The 17,030-nt window shown below is 67.4% G+C and carries 19 protein-coding genes, 1 tRNA gene, 3 pseudogenes and 1 other annotated feature; of the genes and pseudogenes, 17 read left to right on the top strand and 6 right to left on the bottom strand.

Annotated elements, in window-relative coordinates; genetic code table 11:
• The first annotated feature begins 119 nt into the window (after positions 1 to 119).
• From ftsZ to T428_RS0103695, 7 genes are all read left to right on the top strand, one after another.
• The gene (ftsZ, locus tag T428_RS0103665; protein ID WP_025735406.1) at positions 120 to 1,274 is read left to right on the top strand and encodes a cell division protein FtsZ; all 1,155 of its coding nucleotides are present in this window, start codon (positions 120 to 122) and stop codon (positions 1,272 to 1,274) included.
• A gap of 35 nt (positions 1,275 to 1,309) precedes the next feature.
• Positions 1,310 to 2,014, top strand: coding sequence for a peptidoglycan editing factor PgeF (gene pgeF, locus T428_RS0103670; RefSeq protein WP_025735407.1), 705 nt, complete (start codon positions 1,310 to 1,312; stop codon positions 2,012 to 2,014).
• A 17-nt stretch (positions 2,015 to 2,031) separates the two neighbouring features.
• The gene (locus T428_RS0103675) at positions 2,032 to 2,808 is read left to right on the top strand and encodes a YggS family pyridoxal phosphate-dependent enzyme (RefSeq protein ID WP_245604750.1); all 777 of its coding nucleotides are present in this window, start codon (positions 2,032 to 2,034) and stop codon (positions 2,806 to 2,808) included.
• Between the two features lie 68 nt (positions 2,809 to 2,876).
• Positions 2,877 to 3,521, top strand: a complete 645-nt coding sequence (locus T428_RS0103680; protein ID WP_025735409.1) for a cell division protein SepF — start codon at positions 2,877 to 2,879, stop codon at positions 3,519 to 3,521.
• 146 nt (positions 3,522 to 3,667) lie between these two features.
• Positions 3,668 to 3,958, top strand: coding sequence for a YggT family protein (locus tag T428_RS0103685; RefSeq protein ID WP_025735410.1), 291 nt, complete (start codon positions 3,668 to 3,670; stop codon positions 3,956 to 3,958).
• Positions 3,959 to 4,205: 247 nt separating this feature from the next.
• Positions 4,206 to 5,000: a DivIVA-like cell division protein Wag31 gene (gene wag31 / locus T428_RS0103690; protein ID WP_025735411.1), complete on the top strand. Its 795-nt coding sequence runs from the start codon at positions 4,206 to 4,208 to the stop codon at positions 4,998 to 5,000.
• 69 nt (positions 5,001 to 5,069) lie between these two features.
• Positions 5,070 to 5,378, top strand: coding sequence for a membrane protein (locus tag T428_RS0103695; protein ID WP_025735412.1), 309 nt, complete (start codon positions 5,070 to 5,072; stop codon positions 5,376 to 5,378).
• Positions 5,379 to 5,380: 2 nt separating this feature from the next.
• Here T428_RS0103695 and T428_RS0103700 read toward each other — a convergent pair.
• Positions 5,381 to 6,067 (bottom strand): annotated as a pseudogene (locus T428_RS0103700) (phosphoribosyltransferase); the annotation flags it as partial.
• A gap of 208 nt (positions 6,068 to 6,275) precedes the next feature.
• On the opposite strand from T428_RS0103700, the gene T428_RS32555 reads away from it, so the two are divergent.
• Entirely contained in the window at positions 6,276 to 6,437 is a 162-nt protein-coding gene (locus T428_RS32555) for a hypothetical protein (RefSeq protein ID WP_156942832.1), read from the top strand.
• Between the two features lie 94 nt (positions 6,438 to 6,531).
• Positions 6,532 to 6,846: a hypothetical protein gene (locus T428_RS32560; RefSeq protein WP_211243886.1), complete on the top strand. Its 315-nt coding sequence runs from the start codon at positions 6,532 to 6,534 to the stop codon at positions 6,844 to 6,846.
• Between the two features lie 19 nt (positions 6,847 to 6,865).
• Here T428_RS32560 and T428_RS31600 read toward each other — a convergent pair.
• Positions 6,866 to 8,104: pseudogene (locus tag T428_RS31600) on the bottom strand (IS3 family transposase).
• Positions 7,714 to 7,829, bottom strand: a sequence feature (AL1L pseudoknot). (Overlaps the previous pseudogene by 116 nt.)
• Positions 8,105 to 8,250: 146 nt before the next feature.
• Positions 8,251 to 8,336: transfer RNA gene (locus tag T428_RS0103725), tRNA-Leu, on the bottom strand.
• Positions 8,337 to 8,468: 132 nt separating this feature from the next.
• Between T428_RS0103725 and T428_RS0103730 the strand changes: the two genes are divergently transcribed.
• From T428_RS0103730 to T428_RS0103740, 3 genes are read left to right on the top strand one after another with little or no spacing between them, the layout of a single operon-like run.
• Positions 8,469 to 9,815, top strand: a complete 1,347-nt coding sequence (locus T428_RS0103730) for a M20/M25/M40 family metallo-hydrolase (RefSeq protein WP_025735415.1) — start codon at positions 8,469 to 8,471, stop codon at positions 9,813 to 9,815.
• Between the two features lie 28 nt (positions 9,816 to 9,843).
• Positions 9,844 to 10,374, top strand: a complete 531-nt coding sequence (locus T428_RS0103735; RefSeq protein WP_025735416.1) for a YbhB/YbcL family Raf kinase inhibitor-like protein — start codon at positions 9,844 to 9,846, stop codon at positions 10,372 to 10,374.
• Positions 10,375 to 10,959 carry an alpha/beta hydrolase gene (locus T428_RS0103740; protein ID WP_036466875.1) on the top strand — a complete coding sequence of 195 codons (585 nt, stop codon included), beginning with the start codon at positions 10,375 to 10,377 and terminating at the stop codon, positions 10,957 to 10,959.
• A gap of 128 nt (positions 10,960 to 11,087) precedes the next feature.
• Here the strand turns inward: T428_RS0103740 and T428_RS0103745 are convergent, their stop codons facing one another.
• The 3 genes from T428_RS0103745 to T428_RS0103755 are packed head-to-tail and all read right to left on the bottom strand — an operon-like array spanning position 11,088 to position 13,482.
• Positions 11,088 to 12,167 carry a quinone-dependent dihydroorotate dehydrogenase gene (locus T428_RS0103745; protein ID WP_156942851.1) on the bottom strand — a complete coding sequence of 360 codons (1,080 nt, stop codon included), beginning with the start codon at positions 12,165 to 12,167 and terminating at the stop codon, positions 11,088 to 11,090.
• Between the two features lie 14 nt (positions 12,168 to 12,181).
• Positions 12,182 to 12,436 (bottom strand): DUF5703 family protein, encoded by a 255-nt coding sequence (locus T428_RS0103750; RefSeq protein WP_025735419.1) that lies wholly within the window; start codon positions 12,434 to 12,436, stop codon positions 12,182 to 12,184.
• Positions 12,433 to 13,482, bottom strand: a complete 1,050-nt coding sequence (locus T428_RS0103755; protein ID WP_156942833.1) for a YncE family protein — start codon at positions 13,480 to 13,482, stop codon at positions 12,433 to 12,435. Before T428_RS0103755 ends, T428_RS0103750 begins: the two co-directional genes overlap by 4 nt.
• Positions 13,483 to 13,614: 132 nt before the next feature.
• On the opposite strand from T428_RS0103755, the gene T428_RS0103760 reads away from it, so the two are divergent.
• The 5 genes and pseudogenes from T428_RS0103760 (at position 13,615) to T428_RS0103780 (ending at position 16,994) form a co-directional block, all read left to right on the top strand.
• Positions 13,615 to 13,917 (top strand): hypothetical protein, encoded by a 303-nt coding sequence (locus T428_RS0103760; protein ID WP_025735421.1) that lies wholly within the window; start codon positions 13,615 to 13,617, stop codon positions 13,915 to 13,917.
• 61 nt (positions 13,918 to 13,978) lie between these two features.
• Positions 13,979 to 14,807: pseudogene (locus tag T428_RS25425) on the top strand (undecaprenyl-diphosphate phosphatase).
• Positions 14,804 to 15,544 carry a histidine phosphatase family protein gene (locus T428_RS0103770; protein ID WP_025735422.1) on the top strand — a complete coding sequence of 247 codons (741 nt, stop codon included), beginning with the start codon at positions 14,804 to 14,806 and terminating at the stop codon, positions 15,542 to 15,544. Before T428_RS25425 ends, T428_RS0103770 begins: the two are co-directional and overlap by 4 nt.
• A gap of 63 nt (positions 15,545 to 15,607) precedes the next feature.
• Complete coding sequence (locus T428_RS0103775; protein ID WP_025735423.1) at positions 15,608 to 16,195, top strand: DUF3090 domain-containing protein; 588 nt, start codon at positions 15,608 to 15,610, stop codon at positions 16,193 to 16,195.
• Positions 16,179 to 16,994 carry an SCO1664 family protein gene (locus T428_RS0103780; RefSeq protein ID WP_025735424.1) on the top strand — a complete coding sequence of 272 codons (816 nt, stop codon included), beginning with the start codon at positions 16,179 to 16,181 and terminating at the stop codon, positions 16,992 to 16,994. Before T428_RS0103775 ends, T428_RS0103780 begins: the two co-directional genes overlap by 17 nt.
• Positions 16,995 to 17,030 lie beyond the last annotated feature (36 nt).

Genomic DNA, 17,030 nt, shown 5'->3' on the forward strand with positions numbered 1-17,030 from the left:
TGGTTGCGCGGAACTACTTGACATAACTCTAACTCTATGGTTGAGGTTGAGAGTTTGCCAGGGCGAACCGCCACTGTACCGGTAAGAACCGAATCCCCACCAGGGAGGAAGACGAGATGGTGACCCCCCCGCACAACTACCTGGCCGTCATCAAGGTTGTGGGTATCGGTGGCGGCGGCGTCAACGCTGTCAACCGGATGATCGAACAGGGCCTCAAGGGCGTCGAGTTCATCGCGATCAACACCGACGCGCAGGCGCTGTTGATGAGCGATGCCGACGTCAAGCTCGACGTGGGCCGCGACTCCACCCGCGGGTTGGGCGCCGGCGCCGATCCCGAGGTCGGGCGCAAGGCCGCCGAGGATGCCAAGGACGAGATCGAAGAGCTGCTGCGGGGCGCGGACATGGTGTTCGTCACCGCCGGTGAGGGCGGCGGAACCGGTACCGGCGGGGCGCCGGTCGTCGCCAGCATCGCGCGCAAGCTGGGCGCGCTGACGGTCGGCGTGGTCACCCGGCCGTTCTCGTTCGAGGGCAAACGCCGCAGCAATCAGGCCGAAAACGGCATCAACGCGCTGCGCGAGAGCTGCGACACCCTGATCGTCATTCCCAACGACCGCCTGTTGCAGATGGGCGATGCCGCGGTGTCGCTTATGGACGCGTTCCGCAGCGCCGACGAGGTGCTGCTCAACGGTGTCCAGGGCATCACCGACCTGATCACCACGCCCGGTCTGATCAACGTCGACTTCGCCGATGTCAAGGGCATCATGTCCGGCGCCGGCACCGCCCTCATGGGCATCGGCTCGGCCCGCGGCGAGGGCCGCTCGCTCAAGGCCGCCGAGATCGCGATCAACTCGCCGCTGCTTGAGGCGTCGATGGAGGGCGCCCAGGGTGTGCTGATGTCGATCGCCGGCGGCAGCGACCTGGGCCTGTTCGAGATCAACGAGGCGGCGTCGCTGGTGCAGGACGCCGCCCACCAGGACGCCAACATCATCTTCGGCACCGTCATCGACGACTCGCTGGGCGACGAGGTGCGCGTCACCGTCATCGCGGCGGGCTTCGACGCGGCCGGGCCCGGGCGCAAGCCCGTGATCGGGGCCGACAAGGGGGAGAAGGCCGGCGGCGCGCACCGGATCGAGTCGGCCAAGGCGGGCAAGCTCACCTCGACGCTGTTCGAGCCGGTCGACGCCGTCAGCGTGCCGGTGCACACCAACGGCGCGACGCTGAGTATCGGTGGCGATGACGACGACGTCGATGTGCCGCCCTTCATGCGCCGCTGACGCTGGGGAAACGCGACGCTCCGGATACTGGTCACGTGACCGTTCGCATCCGGCGAGTGACGACCACCCGAGCGGGCGGCGTCTCGAAGCCGCCCTTCGACACCTTCAACCTCGGCGACCATGTCGGTGACGATCCCGCGGCGGTGGCCGCCAATCGCGCCCGGCTGGCCCGCGCCATCGGCCTGGGCGACCGGGTGGTGTGGATGAACCAGGTGCACGGTGATCGGGTCGCGGTTGTCGACGAGCCACGAAAGACCGCCTTCGACGACACCGACGCGCTGGTGACGCGCACGCCACGGCTGGCGTTGGCGGTGGTGACCGCCGACTGCGTGCCGGTATTGCTGGCCGACGCTCGCGCGGGGGTGGTCGCCGCGATCCACGCCGGGCGGGTCGGTGCGCAGCGGGGAGTGGTGGCGCGCACCCTCGGGGTGATGCTGCAGCTGGGCGCGACGCCCGACGATATCTCCGCGCTGCTCGGCCCCGCGGTCAGCGGGCGCAACTACGAAGTGCCCGCGGCGATGGCCGACGAGGTCGAGGCGGCCCTGCCGGGCAGCCGAGCCGCCACCGCGAACGGCAAGCCGGCCCTGGATCTTCGCGCCGGAATCGCTTGCCAGCTAAAGGGTTTGGGTGTCACCTCGATCGACATCGATCCGCGCTGCACGGTCGCCGACGCCACGCTGTTCAGCCATCGCCGCGACGCGCCGACCGGCCGGCTGGCGTCGCTGGTCTGGATGGAGTGACCGCCATGGCGGTTGGAATGCCGGACGCGGGATCGAGTCAGGACAACCGGGAAACCGAATTGACTCATGCGTTGGCGGCAGTGCGTTCGCGACTAGCGACGGCCGCGCAAGCGGCGGGCCGCAATGTCAGCGAAATTGAACTGCTGCCAATTACGAAATTCTTTCCGGCAACCGATGTTGCGATTTTGTCTCGATTGGGTTGTCGATCGGTGGGTGAATCGCGGGACCAAGAAGCGGTGGCAAAGGTGGCGGAACTCACTCGTTTGGCGGACGCTTTCGGGCGGCCGGATTCGCGAGAGTTGCAGCGGCACATGGTGGGACGGATTCAGCGCAAGAAGGCGCGTTCGCTGGCGCGCTGGGCGCACACGGCCCACTCGGTCGACAGCCCGCAACTGGTAACGGCGCTGGAACGGGCGGTTACGGCCACGTTGGCCGAGGGTGGACGGCGGGACCCGTTGCGCGTCTACGTTCAGGTCAGTCTGGACGGCGACGTCGCACGTGGCGGCGTCGACATCGCCGACCCGGGGGCCCTGGACGAGCTGTGTGCGCAGGTCGAGGAGGCCCAAGGCCTGGAATTGGTGGGGCTGATGGGCATTCCGCCGCTGGACGCCGATCCCGAAGCGGCGTTCGAGCGGCTGCAATCCGAGCACCGCCGGGTGCTCGAAGCGCACCCGAATGCGGTCGGGTTGTCCGCCGGGATGTCCAACGACTTCGAAATTGCCGTAAAACACGGTTCGACGTGTGTGCGTGTCGGTACCGCGCTATTGGGCCCGCGGCGGTTACCGTCACCGTGAGTAGTCACTGTAGTCACACCTTCATCACAGACAACAGAAATCCCATGGGCTAGAAGGGGTCATACGCGATGAGCACACTGCACAAGGTCAAGGCCTATTTCGGCATGGCCCCGATGGACGACTACGAGGACGAGTATTACGACGACCGCGCACCTTCCCGCGGTTTCCCTCGTGCTCGGTTCGACGAGGGCTACGTCCGCGGCTATGACGGCCCCGACTACGACGACCCGCGTGGCGACGCGGGCGACTACGTGCCCCCCGGCTACCGCGGCGGCTACGCCGACGAGCCGCCGCCGCCGTTCCGCGGCCGCGACTTCGACCGCCCGGACCTGGGCCGCCCGCGCCTGGGGTCGTGGTTGCGCAGCGGTTCCACCCGCGGTGCGCTGGCCATGGACCCGCGCCGGATGGCGATGATGTTCGAAGAGGGCCACCCGCTGTCGAAGATCACCACGCTGCGACCCAAGGACTACAGCGAGGCCCGCACCATCGGTGAGCGGTTCCGCGACGGCACCCCGGTGATCATGGACCTGGTGTCGATGGACAACGCGGACGCCAAGCGGCTCGTCGACTTCGCGGCCGGGTTGGCGTTCGCCCTGCGTGGCTCGTTCGACAAGGTTGCGACCAAGGTGTTCCTGCTGTCGCCCGCCGACGTGGACGTCTCGCCGGAGGAGCGGCGCCGGATCGCCGAAACCGGCTTCTACGCCTACCAATAGCCTCATCCGCCCCGCTGGCGCGCGGGGTCAAGGCGCTCGGTCTCCGGGTGGATCTGAGATGTCCGCTCGGGGCGTGAGTCGGTACTCTTGCGATGTCCGCGCTATCGCGCGGCGGTAGACGTCTCATCGGTAAGGTCGGGCTCTCGTTGGTGCTGTTCTTTCAGATCCTTGGGTTTGCGCTGTTCATCTTTTGGCTGCTGCTGATCGCTCGGGTCGTCGTCGAGTTCATCCGCTCGTTCAGCCGTGACTGGCATCCCACCGGTATCACAGTGGTGATCCTGGAACTCATCATGTCGATCACGGATCCGCCGGTGAAACTGCTGCGGCGGCTGATCCCGCAACTCACCATCGGCGCGGTCCGCTTCGACCTGTCCATCATGGTGCTGCTGCTGGTCGCGTTCATCGGCATGCAGCTCGCTTTCGGCGCCGCGGCGTGAGCCGCGATATGTTCCGGCGGCCCTAAGCGACGGTTTGGCTACGGATCGGCTTCGGTTTGATGCGCGCGATTTGCAAATTCTAAGGATTGAGATTTTATGGCTGTCAGCGTTTGAAATTGGTTCTTAATTATTGGGCAATCGGCGACCGCCGGGTCTGGTGTGACAGGATGGGCGGCAGATGCACAACCGCTGCCACACCGTTCTACACTTTCGAGAACGTTTGACAGGAACTTGAGGGGACGAAACAATGCCGCTTACACCAGCCGACGTCCACAATGTGGCGTTCAGTAAGCCGCCTATTGGCAAGCGCGGTTACAACGAGGACGAGGTCGACGCGTTCCTCGACCTGGTGGAAAACGAGCTGACGCGGCTCATCGAAGAGAACTCCGATCTGCGCCAGCGGGTCGAGGAGCTCGACCGTGAATTGGCCGCCGGCGGCGGTGCCGCTGCCCCCTCTGCCGCCGCCCCTGTCTTCGAGCCCGAGCCCTTCGAGCCCGAGCCCGAGCCGGTGAAGGCGGCCGCCGCGCCGGCCGCGACGGCCACCAACGAGGAGCAGGCCCTCAAGGCCGCCCGGGTGCTGAGCCTGGCCCAGGACACCGCCGACCGGCTGACCAGCACCGCGCAGGCCGAGTCGGACAAGTTGCTGTCGGATGCTCGCGCCAACGCCGACCAGATCTTGACCGAGGCCCGGCAGACCGCCGAAGCCACGGTCACCGAGGCCCGTCAGCGCGCCGACGCGATGTTGGCCGACGCGCAAACCCGCTCCGAGACGCAGTTGCGTCAGGCGCAGGAGAAGGCCGACGCCCTGCAGGCCGACGCCGAACGCAAGCACTCCGAGATCATGGGCACCATCAACCAGCAGCGCACCGTGCTGGAAGGCCGTCTCGAGCAGCTGCGCACCTTCGAACGCGAATATCGGACCCGCCTGAAGACCTACCTCGAGTCCCAGCTCGAGGAGCTCGGCCAGCGCGGATCGGCGGCGCCCGTCGACTCCAGCGCGGACGCCGGTGGGTTCGACCAATTCAATCGGGGTAACAACTAGCCGGGAGCACGGGCCGGACGCCCTATTCGGCCCGACCTGGAAGTCCCACCTTCGGCTGGAGGATGACCGATGCTGATCATTGCGCTGGTGCTGGCCCTGATCGGGCTGGTGGCCCTGGTGTTCGCGGTCGTGACGAGCAACGAGCTGGTCGCCTGGGTGTGCATCGGCGCCAGCGTCCTGGGTGTCGTGCTGCTGATCGTCGACGCGCTGCGGGAGCGGCAGCGCCGCGACACGAGTGAGGACGCCGACGCTGAGCAGCCGGCCACCGACGAGACGGTCGACTATTCGGAGGAAGTTCCGGACGAGAGCACGCAACCACCGGCCGCCGAGGACGAGACGGTCGCGGCCGAACCCCGCGGCGAGGACTCGGCCAAGTAGTTTCAGCGCGTCGGCGTGTTCAGCAGTTGACGCACTTCGTCGTCGCTGACTTGGTGAAAGTCGCCGTAGACCTGTCCCACCGCTTCGAATCCCGGCGGCATCGTCGCGCACACGACGTCGTCGGCGACCTGGGCGAGTTCCTGGCAGACCGACTGCGGTCCGACCGGCACCGCGACGACGATCGACTGCGGCCCGGCTGCCCGGATCGCCCGGACGGCGGCCAGCATGCTTGCGCCGGTGGCGATGCCGTCGTCGACCAGGATCACGATCTTGCCCGCCGGATCGGCGATCGGACGACCCCCTCGATACGCCTGCTCGCGCCGCGTCAGCTCGGCCGTCTCGTTGTCGATGACCTCACGCACCTGCTCGTCGGTGATGTGCAGGCTGGACACCACGTTGTCGTTCATCACCACGCCGCCGCCGCTGGCCAGCGCGCCCATCGCGAGCTCCGACCAGCGCGGCACCCCGAGCTTGCGAACCAGGAACACATCCAGCGGGGCGTGCAGCGCCGAGGCGATCTCCCAGGCGACCGGAAGGCCGCCGCGCGCCAGCCCGAGCACCAGCACGTTGTCCTTGTCGCGGTAAGCCGTCAGCTGCTCGGCCAGCGCGCGACCGGCTTCGTGGCGGTCCACGAAGCTTCGTGAGGATCGCGGCGCCGTGCGGCGGAGAAAGCCGTTGCGTGGATTCATCGTTAGTGGCCAAGCTTACGCGCCCCGCTCACGTTGATCGAATATCTTACGTATCAAAGGGATTGGCAGGCGAGCATCGCACTCCGCCAATACATTGGTTGTGTCCCTGCGGTTGTGTCCCTGCGAAATCGATGGTGCTCGGCTTCGAGTACCATCACGCGGACACGGCCCGCCGACCGCTGCCGCGGGGTGGTCGCCTTGTTATTGCGTGACGGTGTCGGCCGGCCGGCCGATTCTCGTTGACGGACAAGCGATTACCGTCGACCGCATCCACGATTGCGGTCCGCGTGTGCTGAGCCGCGCCGCCGACGACGTCGCCGACTGTGCCGGCGAGATACTCGTGCAACGCAGCACCGATATCGTCACGTAGCGCAGCTACACGCACCCGTCGATGCCCGAGGGGTGAGTCCGCGCCATAGGTGACACATGAGTCGCGTCATGGGTGACAGCTGTGCCGATATCGGATGAGTCGCGTAATAGGTGCGACACCGCGCCCACCCCGCCAGACTCACCCCCGAACAGGCCTACCTGGCCCGACCCAAAGCCACCCCACCGGCCAACCCCAACCGCAATTTCGCATCCGCCACGACACCGTCGACCAATGCGGCAAACTCACCCTGCGCCACGCCAGCCGCCTACACCACCTCGGCATCGGCCGCACCCACGCCCATACCCCAGTCCTGATCCTGGTGACCACCCACACCGTCACCGTCATCAGCAAAACCGGCTACCACGTCCTGAGCAGCCACCACATCGACCCCGACAAAAACTGCTGGTGAAGTACCCCAGGTTTTGTTCCTACTCGGTTGCGAGGGCCGGGGTTGGCTGGCTCGCGGGGTGTGAGGTGCCGGTGAGGGCGGCCTCGTACTCGGCTGGGGTTTGGTAGCCGAGGGCTTCGTGCAGGCGTTCCTGGTTGTACCAGGCCACCCATTCAGCGGTCGAGAGTTCGACGTCGTCGATGCACCGCCACGGTTTGCCGCGGTTGATTAACTCGGTCTTGTAGGCGGCGTTGACTGCCTCGGCGAGGGCGTTGTCGTAACTATCCCCACGTGAGCCGACCAAGGGGGCGATCCCGAGTTCGGCCAGTCGGTCGGTATAGGCCAGCGATAGGTACTGCGATCCGCGGTCGGAGTGATGCACTAACTCAGATAGAGTCGAGTTCGACTGCCACACGGCATGATTGAAGGCCTGCAATGGGAGATCCTCGGTGCGCATGGTCGCCGCGACCGCCCACCCGACGATCTTTTTGGTGCACGCATCGGTGACGAACGCGGTGTAGCAGAATCCCTGCCAGGTCCGCACGAAGGTGATGTCGGCCACCCACAAACGGTTCGGTATCGAGGCCTTGAACTGGCGGTTGACCAGATCAGCCGGCCGGGTAGCGGCGGGGTCGGTGATCGTGGTGAACACCGGTTTTCCGCGCTGCAGACCACGCAGCCCGGCCTTTTTCATCAGCCGGCGGGTCTGCTCGCGACCCATGTTCCAGCCCCGCCGTTTCATGGCCTGGTGCATCTTTTTGACCCCGTAGACCGAGTAATTCTGCTCGTGCACGTGCGCAGGTCGGCGATCAGCTGCTCATCGCGGATCTCACGGTCCGACGGTGGCCGCGTGCGCGCGGCCCGATAACCGCGGGAGGTGAGAAATCCCGAAATAGCGCCCGCAGCACGCGGCAGATGAGCTCGACCCCGAACTGATCGCGGTGGGTGTCGATGTAGGCGATCATTTCGTCGCGGCGCGGTCGAGCTCCGCAGCGAAAAACGCGGAGGCGGACTTCAAAATCTCGTTAGCCCTGCGCAATTCAAGATTCTCGCGCTTGAGCCAGCGGATCTCGGCATGCTCGGAGCTGGTCGTGCCGGGCCGCTCACCGGCATCGACTTGGGCCTTGCGCCGCCACCGGCGCACCGACTCCTGCGCGACACCGAGTTTGCTAGCCACCGACTTGATGGCTTCGAACTCAGAAACATCGGCGGTTTCCATCATGGTGTCCACCAACCGCACCGCGCGCTGGCGAAACTCTAGCGAATACTGACGAGGCATAGCGTCCAATCCTCCATATAAGGATCGGAACAAAACCTGGGGTAGTTCACTGGCGCAACCAAAACAAAAACCCCGACCCATGGCCGGGGAATCTGTAACCCATGACGCGACTCATCTGTCACCCATGACGCGACTCATCACACGCGTGTCCGAGGGGGGACTTGAACCCCCACGCCCATTAGTAGGGCACTAGCACCTCAAGCTAGCGCGTCTGCCATTCCGCCACTCGGACCAGACCAACGAGAGTTGGCAGCTAAGGCTAGCGGATCGGCCCGCGCGGACCCAACTTAGCTCGCCGACAGCGCGACCTCCGTGCCTGCGCTGCCCGAGCCGGGCAACCCGGGCAGTGGTAGGAAAGGTGGTTGTGACAGTTGAGACCGGCGCTCCCAACCATCCGAGTGACGATGTGGTCGAAGTTGTCAGCAGGCTGATCCGGTTCGATACCACCAACACTGGTGATCCAGAGACCACCCAGGGCGAGGCCGAATGCGCCAACTGGGTCGCCGAGCAGCTGGCCGCCGTCGGCTACCAGCCCGAATATCTCGAGTCCGGCGGTGCCGGGCGGGCCAACGTGTTCGTCCGCCTAAAGGGCGCCGACAGCTCGCGCGGCGCCCTGCTGATCCACGGCCACCTCGACGTCGTGCCGGCCGAACCCGCCGACTGGAGCGTGCACCCGTTTTCCGGCGCCGTCGAGGACGGCTATGTCTGGGGCCGCGGCGCGGTCGACATGAAAGACATGGTCGGCATGATGATCGTCGTCGCCCGCCAGCTGAAACAGGCGGGCATCGTGCCGCCACGCGATCTGGTGTTCGCGTTCGTGGCCGACGAGGAGCACGGCGGCCGGTACGGCGCACACTGGCTGGTCGACAACCGCCCGGACCTGTTCGAAGGCGTCACCGAGGCGATCGGCGAAGTGGGCGGTTTCTCGCTGACCGTGCCGCGCCACGACGGGGGCGAACGCCGGCTGTACCTGATCGAGACGGCCGAGAAGGGCATGCAGTGGATGAAGCTGACCGCCCGGGGGCAGGCGGGGCACGGCTCGATGGCCAACGATCGCAACGCGGTCACGCTGCTCGCCGAGGCGGTCGCCCGCATCGGCCGGCACCAATTTCCGCTGGTGCTCACCGACACCGTCGTCGAGTTCCTGGGCGCCATCAGCGACGAGACCGGCCTGACCTTCGACACCGACTCCGACGATCTGGAGGGCGTGATCGACAAGCTCGGCCCGATGGCGCGGATGCTGAAGACGATCGTGCGCGACACCGCCAACCCGACCATGCTGAAGGCCGGCTACAAGGCCAACGTGATACCCGGGACGGCAGAAGCCGTGATCGACTGCCGCGTGCTGCCCGGCCGCCAGGCCGCCTTCGAAGCCGAGATCGACGAGTTGCTCGGCCCGGACGTCACCCGGGAGTGGATCCGGGACTTGCCGTCCTACGAGACCACCTTCGACGGCGACCTCGTCGACGCCATGAACGCCGCGGTGCTGGCCGTCGACCCGGCCGGACGCACGGTGCCCTATATGCTCTCCGGTGGTACCGATGCGAAAGCGTTCGCGCGCGTGGGAATTCGCTGCTTCGGCTTCTCGCCGCTGCGGTTGCCACCGGAATTGGATTTCGCGTCGCTGTTCCACGGCGTCGACGAGCGGGTACCCGTCGATGCGCTGCGGTTCGGCGCCGACGTGCTGGCCCACTTCCTGACCCACTGCTAGAAATCAACGCCAAACGAGAGGACTCTCAATGAGCAAGACGGCCGACCCGTACGACGCGCTACCCAAACTGCCGTCGTTCACCCTGACCTCGACCTCGATCACCGACGGTCAGCCACTGGCCAAAGCGCAGGTAAGCGGGATCATGGGCGCCGGGGGAGAAGACGTCAGCCCGCAGCTGAGCTGGTCGGGATTCCCCGCCGAGACGCGCAGCTTCGCGGTCACCGTCTATGACCCCGACGCCCCGACACTGTCCGGCTTCTGGCACTGGGCCGTGGCCAACCTGCCCGCCGACGTCACCGAGCTGCCCGCGGATGCGGGCGACGGGCGCGAGCTGCCCGGCGGCGCACAGCAACTGGTCAACGATGCCGGTATGCGGCGCTTCATCGGTGCCGCGCCGCCGCCCGGGCACGGCCCCCATCGCTACTACGTCGCGGTGCACGCCGTCGACGTCGACAAGCTCGACCTCAGCGAGGACGCCAGCCCGGCGTTTCTCGGCTGCAACCTGTTCCAGCACGCGATCGCGCGGGCCTACATTTACGGCACCTACGAACAGAACTAGGTGAAACCTCGCGCGTGTGTGCTCGTCCTGCCGGGCGGGCGCGTGCGCAGCGACGAGGCGTCGCGGTGGTGGCAGGGCGCCAACGTCCGGATGACGTTGGTCGCCGCCGCCCTGCGGTACCGGCTGGGCCGCGGCGTCGAGGTGCGACTGGTCCGGTATCGGCTGCGCGGATGGAACAGTCCACGTTACGACGCGGTCGCCGACGCCCGCGCGGTGCTGGATGATGTCCGTCGCCGGTTCGAGCCGAAAAGCATTGTGGTGGTTGGACATTCGATGGGCGGTCGTGTCGCGACGCGGTTGGCCGCCGGTGGGCAGGTCGGCGTCGTCGTCGCACTCGCGCCGTACTGGCCCCGCGACGACGGTGATCTCATTCCGCCGTCGACCCGGCTGCTGGTCGTGCATGGCACCGCCGACACCCGCACCGATCCGCACGCCTCGCGCGTCCAGACGCTGCGAGCGCGCCAGCGCGGGGTCGACGCCCAGTGGGTGGGCATCGAGGGCGAGGGCCATGCCATGTTGCGGCGCGCGGGTGAATGGCACCGGCACACCGCGGACTTCGTCGCCGCATATCTGGCCGATGTGTAATCAAACGTCCCGTCGCAACGGCTGGTCGCAAGCGAAAAGGCTTGCCGCCCAGCGTCTTCCATCACCCGAGAAGCTGTCGTGCGACGGCGACGACGAGATGACGAGGCAGACGCAGATGGCGGCGCGGCCTAGTCCGCCGGCCGCCCCCGGCGCGCGGCCGACCCGACCGCATCGCTCAGCGAGGCGAACCCGCCGTCGTGTAGCCGTCGCGCGATGCCGTCGTGAATGTGCTTGGGCCACAAGCCGCCTGAATTGACGAAGCCGGTGTAGCCTTGCAGCAGCGATGCGCCGGCGGTGATCCGCTCCCACGCGTCGTCGGCGGTCTCGATGCCCCCGACGCTGATCAACACCAGCCGATCGCCGACCCGGCTATACAGCCGGCGCAGCACCTCGACGGCGCGATGTGCCACCGGCGGCCCGGAGATGCCGCCGGGTCCCAGCTCGTCGACCCCCGGTGTGCGCAGGCCGTCGCGCGACACCGTGGTGTTGGTCGCGACGATGCCGGCCAGCCCCAGCTCGACGGCCAGGTCCGCGATGTCGTCGACGTCGGCATCGGAGACGTCCGGTGCGATCTTGACCAGCACCGGCACCGACGTCTCGGCGAGGACCGCCGACAGGATGGGGCGCAGCGACTCGACCGCCTGCAGATCACGCAGGCCCGGGGTGTTCGGCGAGCTGACATTGACCACCAGATACGACGCCAGCGGGCCGACCAGCCGGGCGCTGGCCCGGTAATCCGCGACGGCGTCGGCGGCCGGGGTGGCCTTCGACTTGCCGATGTTCACCCCGATCGGCACGTCCGGCCGATGACGCGCCAGGCGGGTCGCCAGCTCCCCGGCGCCGTGGTTGTTGAACCCCATCCTGTTCAGCAACGCTCGATCCTCGGGCAGCCGGAACAGGCGCGGAGCCGGGTTGCCGGGCTGCGGATGGGCGGTGACGGTCCCGACCTCGGCGTAACCGAAACCCAGGGCGCCCCAGGTGCGCAGCCCCAAGCCGTCCTTGTCGAACCCGGCGGCCAACCCCAGCGGCGCGGGGAAGCGCACCCCGAAGACCGTGCTGGCCAACACCGGGTCGGCCGGGCCCAGCAACCGGTGCAACAGCCGACGCGGCAGCCCGACCGCGGTCGCGGCACGCAGAGCGGCGAAAACCAGGGTGTGAATGCGTTCGGGCGGGATCAGGAAGAACAGCCGGCGCAGCAGACCGTACACGCCGCCGCCCGCCGTCACAGTTCCGCCTGATCAGGCCGTCGGTCGCTGAGTCGAGATTTCTTGCGGCGCAACAACACTCGTCTACTGCCGTCGTTATACAGCCGCACTCTGGTCAGCTCCCAGCCCCGGTATTCGGCCTCGATGGACAGCCGGGTGGACGCGCTCAGCCGGGTCACGTCCGGCGGCAGGCACAGCGGCACCCACTCGTAGTCGTCGGACATGTCCGAGACCCAGCCGGCCGGTAGCCGACTCCACCGCGGCGCCGTCAACGCGGTCCCGCCGCGTGCTCGATGACCTGGACCCCCGCGCCGGACCCCGATACCACGTATAAGGTGTCCGAGGCCTCGTCAAAGGCCAGCGAGTTGGGTTGCTGCACGGTTGGGTAACGCACCTTTTCGACGGGAATTCCGGTTGACAAATCGTAACCAATAACCATATTCGATGCGGTTTGAGACACCCAGGCCAAGTCGCGCGAACCGGCCAATCCGTAGGGGGTCTGCCGCACCGGGTAGGCCTGCCGCAGGATCAGCGGGTCGACGCCGTACACCAGCAGCTCGTCGCCACGTGTGTCGGCCACCAGGACGCGGCCCACCGGGTCGGCGGCCATCGTGGTCGCGCCCGCGCCGGCCCGCAGCGACTGCGCGACACGGCCATCGGCGCCGATCGTCGTCACCGAGGTCTGCCCGCGATCCAGGACCACGGTCGTATTCCCCTGTGTGACAAGCCAATCAACCCGAGCGAAGATCTTCTTCCGGTTCTCGACGGCCGCGCCGCCGGACGCCAGGATGTACACCGCGCCGTCGGCGCTGCCCAGCACCAGTTTGCCGTCGGCCCGGCGCGCGATCGCGGTGAACTCCACGCTCGCCGCATCGGCGACGTTCGCCCGCGTGGCGTGGCCGGCGGCCAGATCGACGGCGAAATAACCGCCGCGGGCGGCCAGGTAGGCCGTGCCGTGGCCGTCTCCGGTGATCGCGGTCGCCGGCCCGGGCAGTCCGACCATCCGAGCCGCGAGCTGGCCCGGCCCGAGCACCGCGACGCTGGCGGACGCGTCCAAAGAGGCGCCGGGGGTCAACACCGCCAGCTGGTGAGTGGCGTCGTCAAACACCGTCGCTGCCCCGACGGCGGCCAGCGGCCGCACCGCGCCGGCGGGATGCTGCGACGTCGGCGGCGACTGGGCCGGACGGGCCGCTTCGATGGTCGGCGGGGCGCTGTCGAGTGGATTCGATGAACAACCACCGACCAAAGTCAGCAAAGTTATCAGGCCAACGAAACGTCGTTGAACTGCTCGTTCTTTAGTCTCGCGATGTGATAGCAACAACCAACCTTGAATCGGCGGACGTGGAATACAAATTCTGCGGACGTGGAATACAAATTCTAAGGAACGGTTGCGCATCCAATAGGGCCATGTCGCCCACATACGGCCGTACTGGAGAGGTATGGTCGGGTTATGACCGTCATCGCTGACCGGCATACCGCAGACAAAGAGTTTGCTGTCGAAGACATTTCGACAGGAATCTTTGCGAGCGGATACGGGCAAGTTGGTGATGGGCGCAGCTTTTCGTTTCGCATCGAGCATCGCTCACTCGTCGTCGAAGTTTACCGGCCGTACCTGAACGGGCCCGTTCCGCAGGCCGAGGATGTGGTCGCGACGGCGGTGCGGGGTCTGGTCGACATCGATGTCACCGACGAGCGCAGTCTGATCGCGGCGGTGCGTGACGCGGTGGCCGCAGCGGTCCCCGTCTCGCGCTGATCGCCTCCATAAGCCACGACCAGCGTTCGGTACGGTCGTCGTCGTGACAGCGGTGCCGGCGATGTCGTGGTGGCAGGTCGTCGTGCTGTCGGTGGTGCAAGGGCTGACCGAATTCCTGCCAGTCGTCGTCCGGGCACCTGGCCATCGTGTCGCGAGTCTTCTTCGCCGGTGACGCCGGGGCTTCGTTCACCGCGGTCAGCCAGCTGGGCACCGAGGTCGCCGTGCTGGTCTACTTCGCGCGCGACATCTGGCGCATTCTCACGGCGTGGTTCCGCGGCCTGGTCGCCGAGGCGCGCCGGGACCTCGCCTACCGGATGGGCTGGTACGTCATCATCGGCAGCATCCCGATCTGCGTGCTGGGCTTGTTGTTCAAGGACGAGATCCGTTCCGGCGTGCGCGACCGGTGGGTGGTCGCGACGGCGCTGGTGGTGTTTTCGGCCGTCATCGCGCTGGCCGAATGCCTGGGCCGCCAGAGCCGTCACATCGAGCAGCTGAACTGGCGCGACGCGCAGCTGGTCGGCGCCGCGCAGTGCCTGGCACTGATTCCGGGGGTGTCGCGGTCGGGGGCCACGATCGGCGCCGGGCTGTTCCTGGGGCTCGACCGGCAGCTGGCCGCCCGATTCGGCTTCCTGCTCGCCATCCCCGGCGTGTTCGCGTCGGGGCTGTTCTCGTTGCCGGACGCCTTTCATCCGGTCACCTCGGGCACGAGTGCCACCGGCCCGCAGCTGCTGGTGGCCACCCTCATCGCGTTCGTCATCGGACTCAGCGCAGTAGCCTGGTTCCTGCGCTTTTTTGTGCAACACAGCATGTACTGGTTCGTGGGCTACCGGGTGGTGGCCGGGGCCGTCGTGCTGCTCCTGCTGGCGAATGGGACGGTGGCCGCGACGTGACTGTGATCCTGTTGCGCCACGGCCGTTCGACGTCGAACACCGCGGGCGTGCTGGCCGGCCGTTCCGAGGGCGTCGACCTCGACGACAAGGGCCGCGAGCAGGCCGCGGGACTGATCGACCGCATCGGCGACCTGCCGATCCGCGCGGTCATCACCTCGCCGCTGCTGCGCTGCCGGAACACGGTCGCCCCGCTGGCCGAGGCGCTGTGCCTGGAGCCGCTCGTCGAAGACCGGATCGCCGAAGTGGACTACGGCGAGTGGACCGGCCGCAAGATCGGCGAGCTGGGCAAGGAGCCGCTGTGGCGGGTGGTGCAGGCGCATCCCAGCGCGGCGGTGTTTCCCGGCGGTGAGGGGCTGGCGCACGTGCAGGCGCGGGCGGTGGCCGCGGTGCGCGAACACGACCGGCGGCTGGCCGAGGAGCACGGCGGTGACGCGCTCTGGGTGGCTTGCACGCACGGTGATGTCATCAAGTCGCTGATCGCCGACGCCTACGGCATGCATCTGGACGGTTTCCAGCGGGTCACCGCCGACCCGGCGTCGGTGAGCGTCATCCGCTACACCCCGCTGCGGCCGTTCGTGCTACACGTCAACCACACCGGGGGGCGGCTGGCCGCGGCGCTGCGGGCCGGGCCGCCACCCAAGACGGACGCCGAAAGCGACAAATCAGAAGAGCCGCAACAAGAACTGGCCGACGCAGAGCAGGCGAGCGACGCGGTCGTCGGGGGAGCCACTGACTAACTCGGTTGCGCCAACCGCATCGAATCGCCTTGCGGCGGCAACAGCCGGTATTTTGGAGGTGCCATGGCTCGCGCAATCCATGTATTCCGCACACCCGACCGCTTCGTGGCCGGGACCGTCGGTCAGCCCGGAAATCGCACCTTCTATATCCAGGCGGTGGGCGATTCCCGGGTGGTGTCGGTGGTGCTGGAGAAGCAACAGGTCGCGGTGCTCGCCGAGCGCATCGGGGCGCTGCTGCTTGAGGTGAATCGGCGGTTCGGCACACCCGTCCCGCCGGAGCCGGCCGAGGTCGACGACCTCAACCCGCTCATCACGCCGGTCGACGCGGAGTTCCGGGTCGGAACCATGGGCCTGGGCTGGGACTCGGAAGCCCAAACCGTCGTGGTCGAACTGTTGGCCGTCACCGACGCCGAGTTCGACGCCTCGGTGGTGCTCGACGACACCGACGAGGGCCCGGACGCGGTGCGGGTGTTCTTGACCCCGGAGTCGGCGCGGCAGTTCGCCACCCGGTCCAATCGCGTGATCGCGGCGGGACGTCCGCCCTGCCCGCTGTGCGACGAACCGCTGGACCCCGACGGCCACATCTGCGCGCGCGCCAACGGTTACAAGCGCGGTGCGCTGCTCGGGTCTAACGATGAACCCGAGGAGTGACGATTGCGAGGTCTTGCGGGACGGCGAACTGACGGTTCTCGGACGGATCCGCTCGGCCAGCAACGCCACGTTCCTGTGCGAGGCCACGCTCGGCGAGTCCAGCGTGCACTGCGTCTACAAGCCGATCTCCGGTGAACAGCCGCTGTGGGACTTCCCCGACGGGACCCTGGCCGGCCGCGAACGCGCCGCGTATCTGGTGTCGACGCAATTGGGCTGGAACCTGGTGCCCTACACCATCATTCGGCACGGCCCGGCGGGCCCGGGCATGTTGCAGCTGTGGGTGAAGCAGCCCGGGGACGAGGTGGACAGCGATCCGCGGCCGGGACCGGACCTGGTGGACCTGTTTCCCGCCGGCCGGCAGCAGCCGGGTTATCTGCCGGTGCTGTGGGCCCAGGATTACCGCGGCGACGAGGTCATCCTGATGCACGCCGACGACATTCGGTTGTGGCGGATGGCGGTGTTCGACGTGCTGGTCAACAACGCCGACCGCAAGGGCGGCCACGTGCTGCGCGACCTTCAGGGCAACATCTACGGCGTCGACCACGGGGTGTGCCTGCACGTCGAGAACAAGCTGCGCACGGTGCTGTGGGGCTGGGCCGGCAAGCCGATCGACGATCAGACGCTGACGGCCGTCGCCGGCTTGGCCGATGCGCTGGGCGACGAGTTGGGCGACGCGCTGGCCGAACAGATCACCCGCACCGAGATCGCGGCGCTGGGCATGCGGACGCACGCGCTGCTGGACAACCCGGTGATGCCCGTCCCCAATCGGCACCGGCCCATTCCCTGGCCCGCCTTTTAGGACCCCGCGACGCCGTCGGCGATACTGGATCGGTGA

It is taken from the genome of Mycobacterium genavense ATCC 51234 (assembly GCF_000526915.1).
GTDB classification, from domain to species: domain Bacteria; phylum Actinomycetota; class Actinomycetes; order Mycobacteriales; family Mycobacteriaceae; genus Mycobacterium; species Mycobacterium genavense.

What these genes read in the sequence shown, in the direction of transcription:
- T428_RS0103675 (WP_245604750.1), top strand. Translation starts at nt 2,032, where the DNA reads ATGCCGGACGCGGGATCGAGTCAGGACAACCGGGAAACCGAATTGACT.
- T428_RS0103680 (WP_025735409.1), top strand. Translation starts at nt 2,877, where the DNA reads ATGAGCACACTGCACAAGGTCAAGGCCTATTTCGGCATGGCCCCGATG.
- wag31 (WP_025735411.1), top strand. Translation starts at nt 4,206, where the DNA reads ATGCCGCTTACACCAGCCGACGTCCACAATGTGGCGTTCAGTAAGCCG.
- T428_RS0103695 (WP_025735412.1), top strand. Translation starts at nt 5,070, where the DNA reads ATGCTGATCATTGCGCTGGTGCTGGCCCTGATCGGGCTGGTGGCCCTG.
- T428_RS32560 (WP_211243886.1), top strand. Translation starts at nt 6,532, where the DNA reads ATGAGTCGCGTAATAGGTGCGACACCGCGCCCACCCCGCCAGACTCAC.
- T428_RS0103735 (WP_025735416.1), top strand. Translation starts at nt 9,844, where the DNA reads ATGAGCAAGACGGCCGACCCGTACGACGCGCTACCCAAACTGCCGTCG.
- T428_RS0103760 (WP_025735421.1), top strand. Translation starts at nt 13,615, where the DNA reads ATGACCGTCATCGCTGACCGGCATACCGCAGACAAAGAGTTTGCTGTC.
- T428_RS0103775 (WP_025735423.1), top strand. Translation starts at nt 15,608, where the DNA reads ATGGCTCGCGCAATCCATGTATTCCGCACACCCGACCGCTTCGTGGCC.
- T428_RS0103780 (WP_025735424.1), top strand. Translation starts at nt 16,179, where the DNA reads ATGAACCCGAGGAGTGACGATTGCGAGGTCTTGCGGGACGGCGAACTG.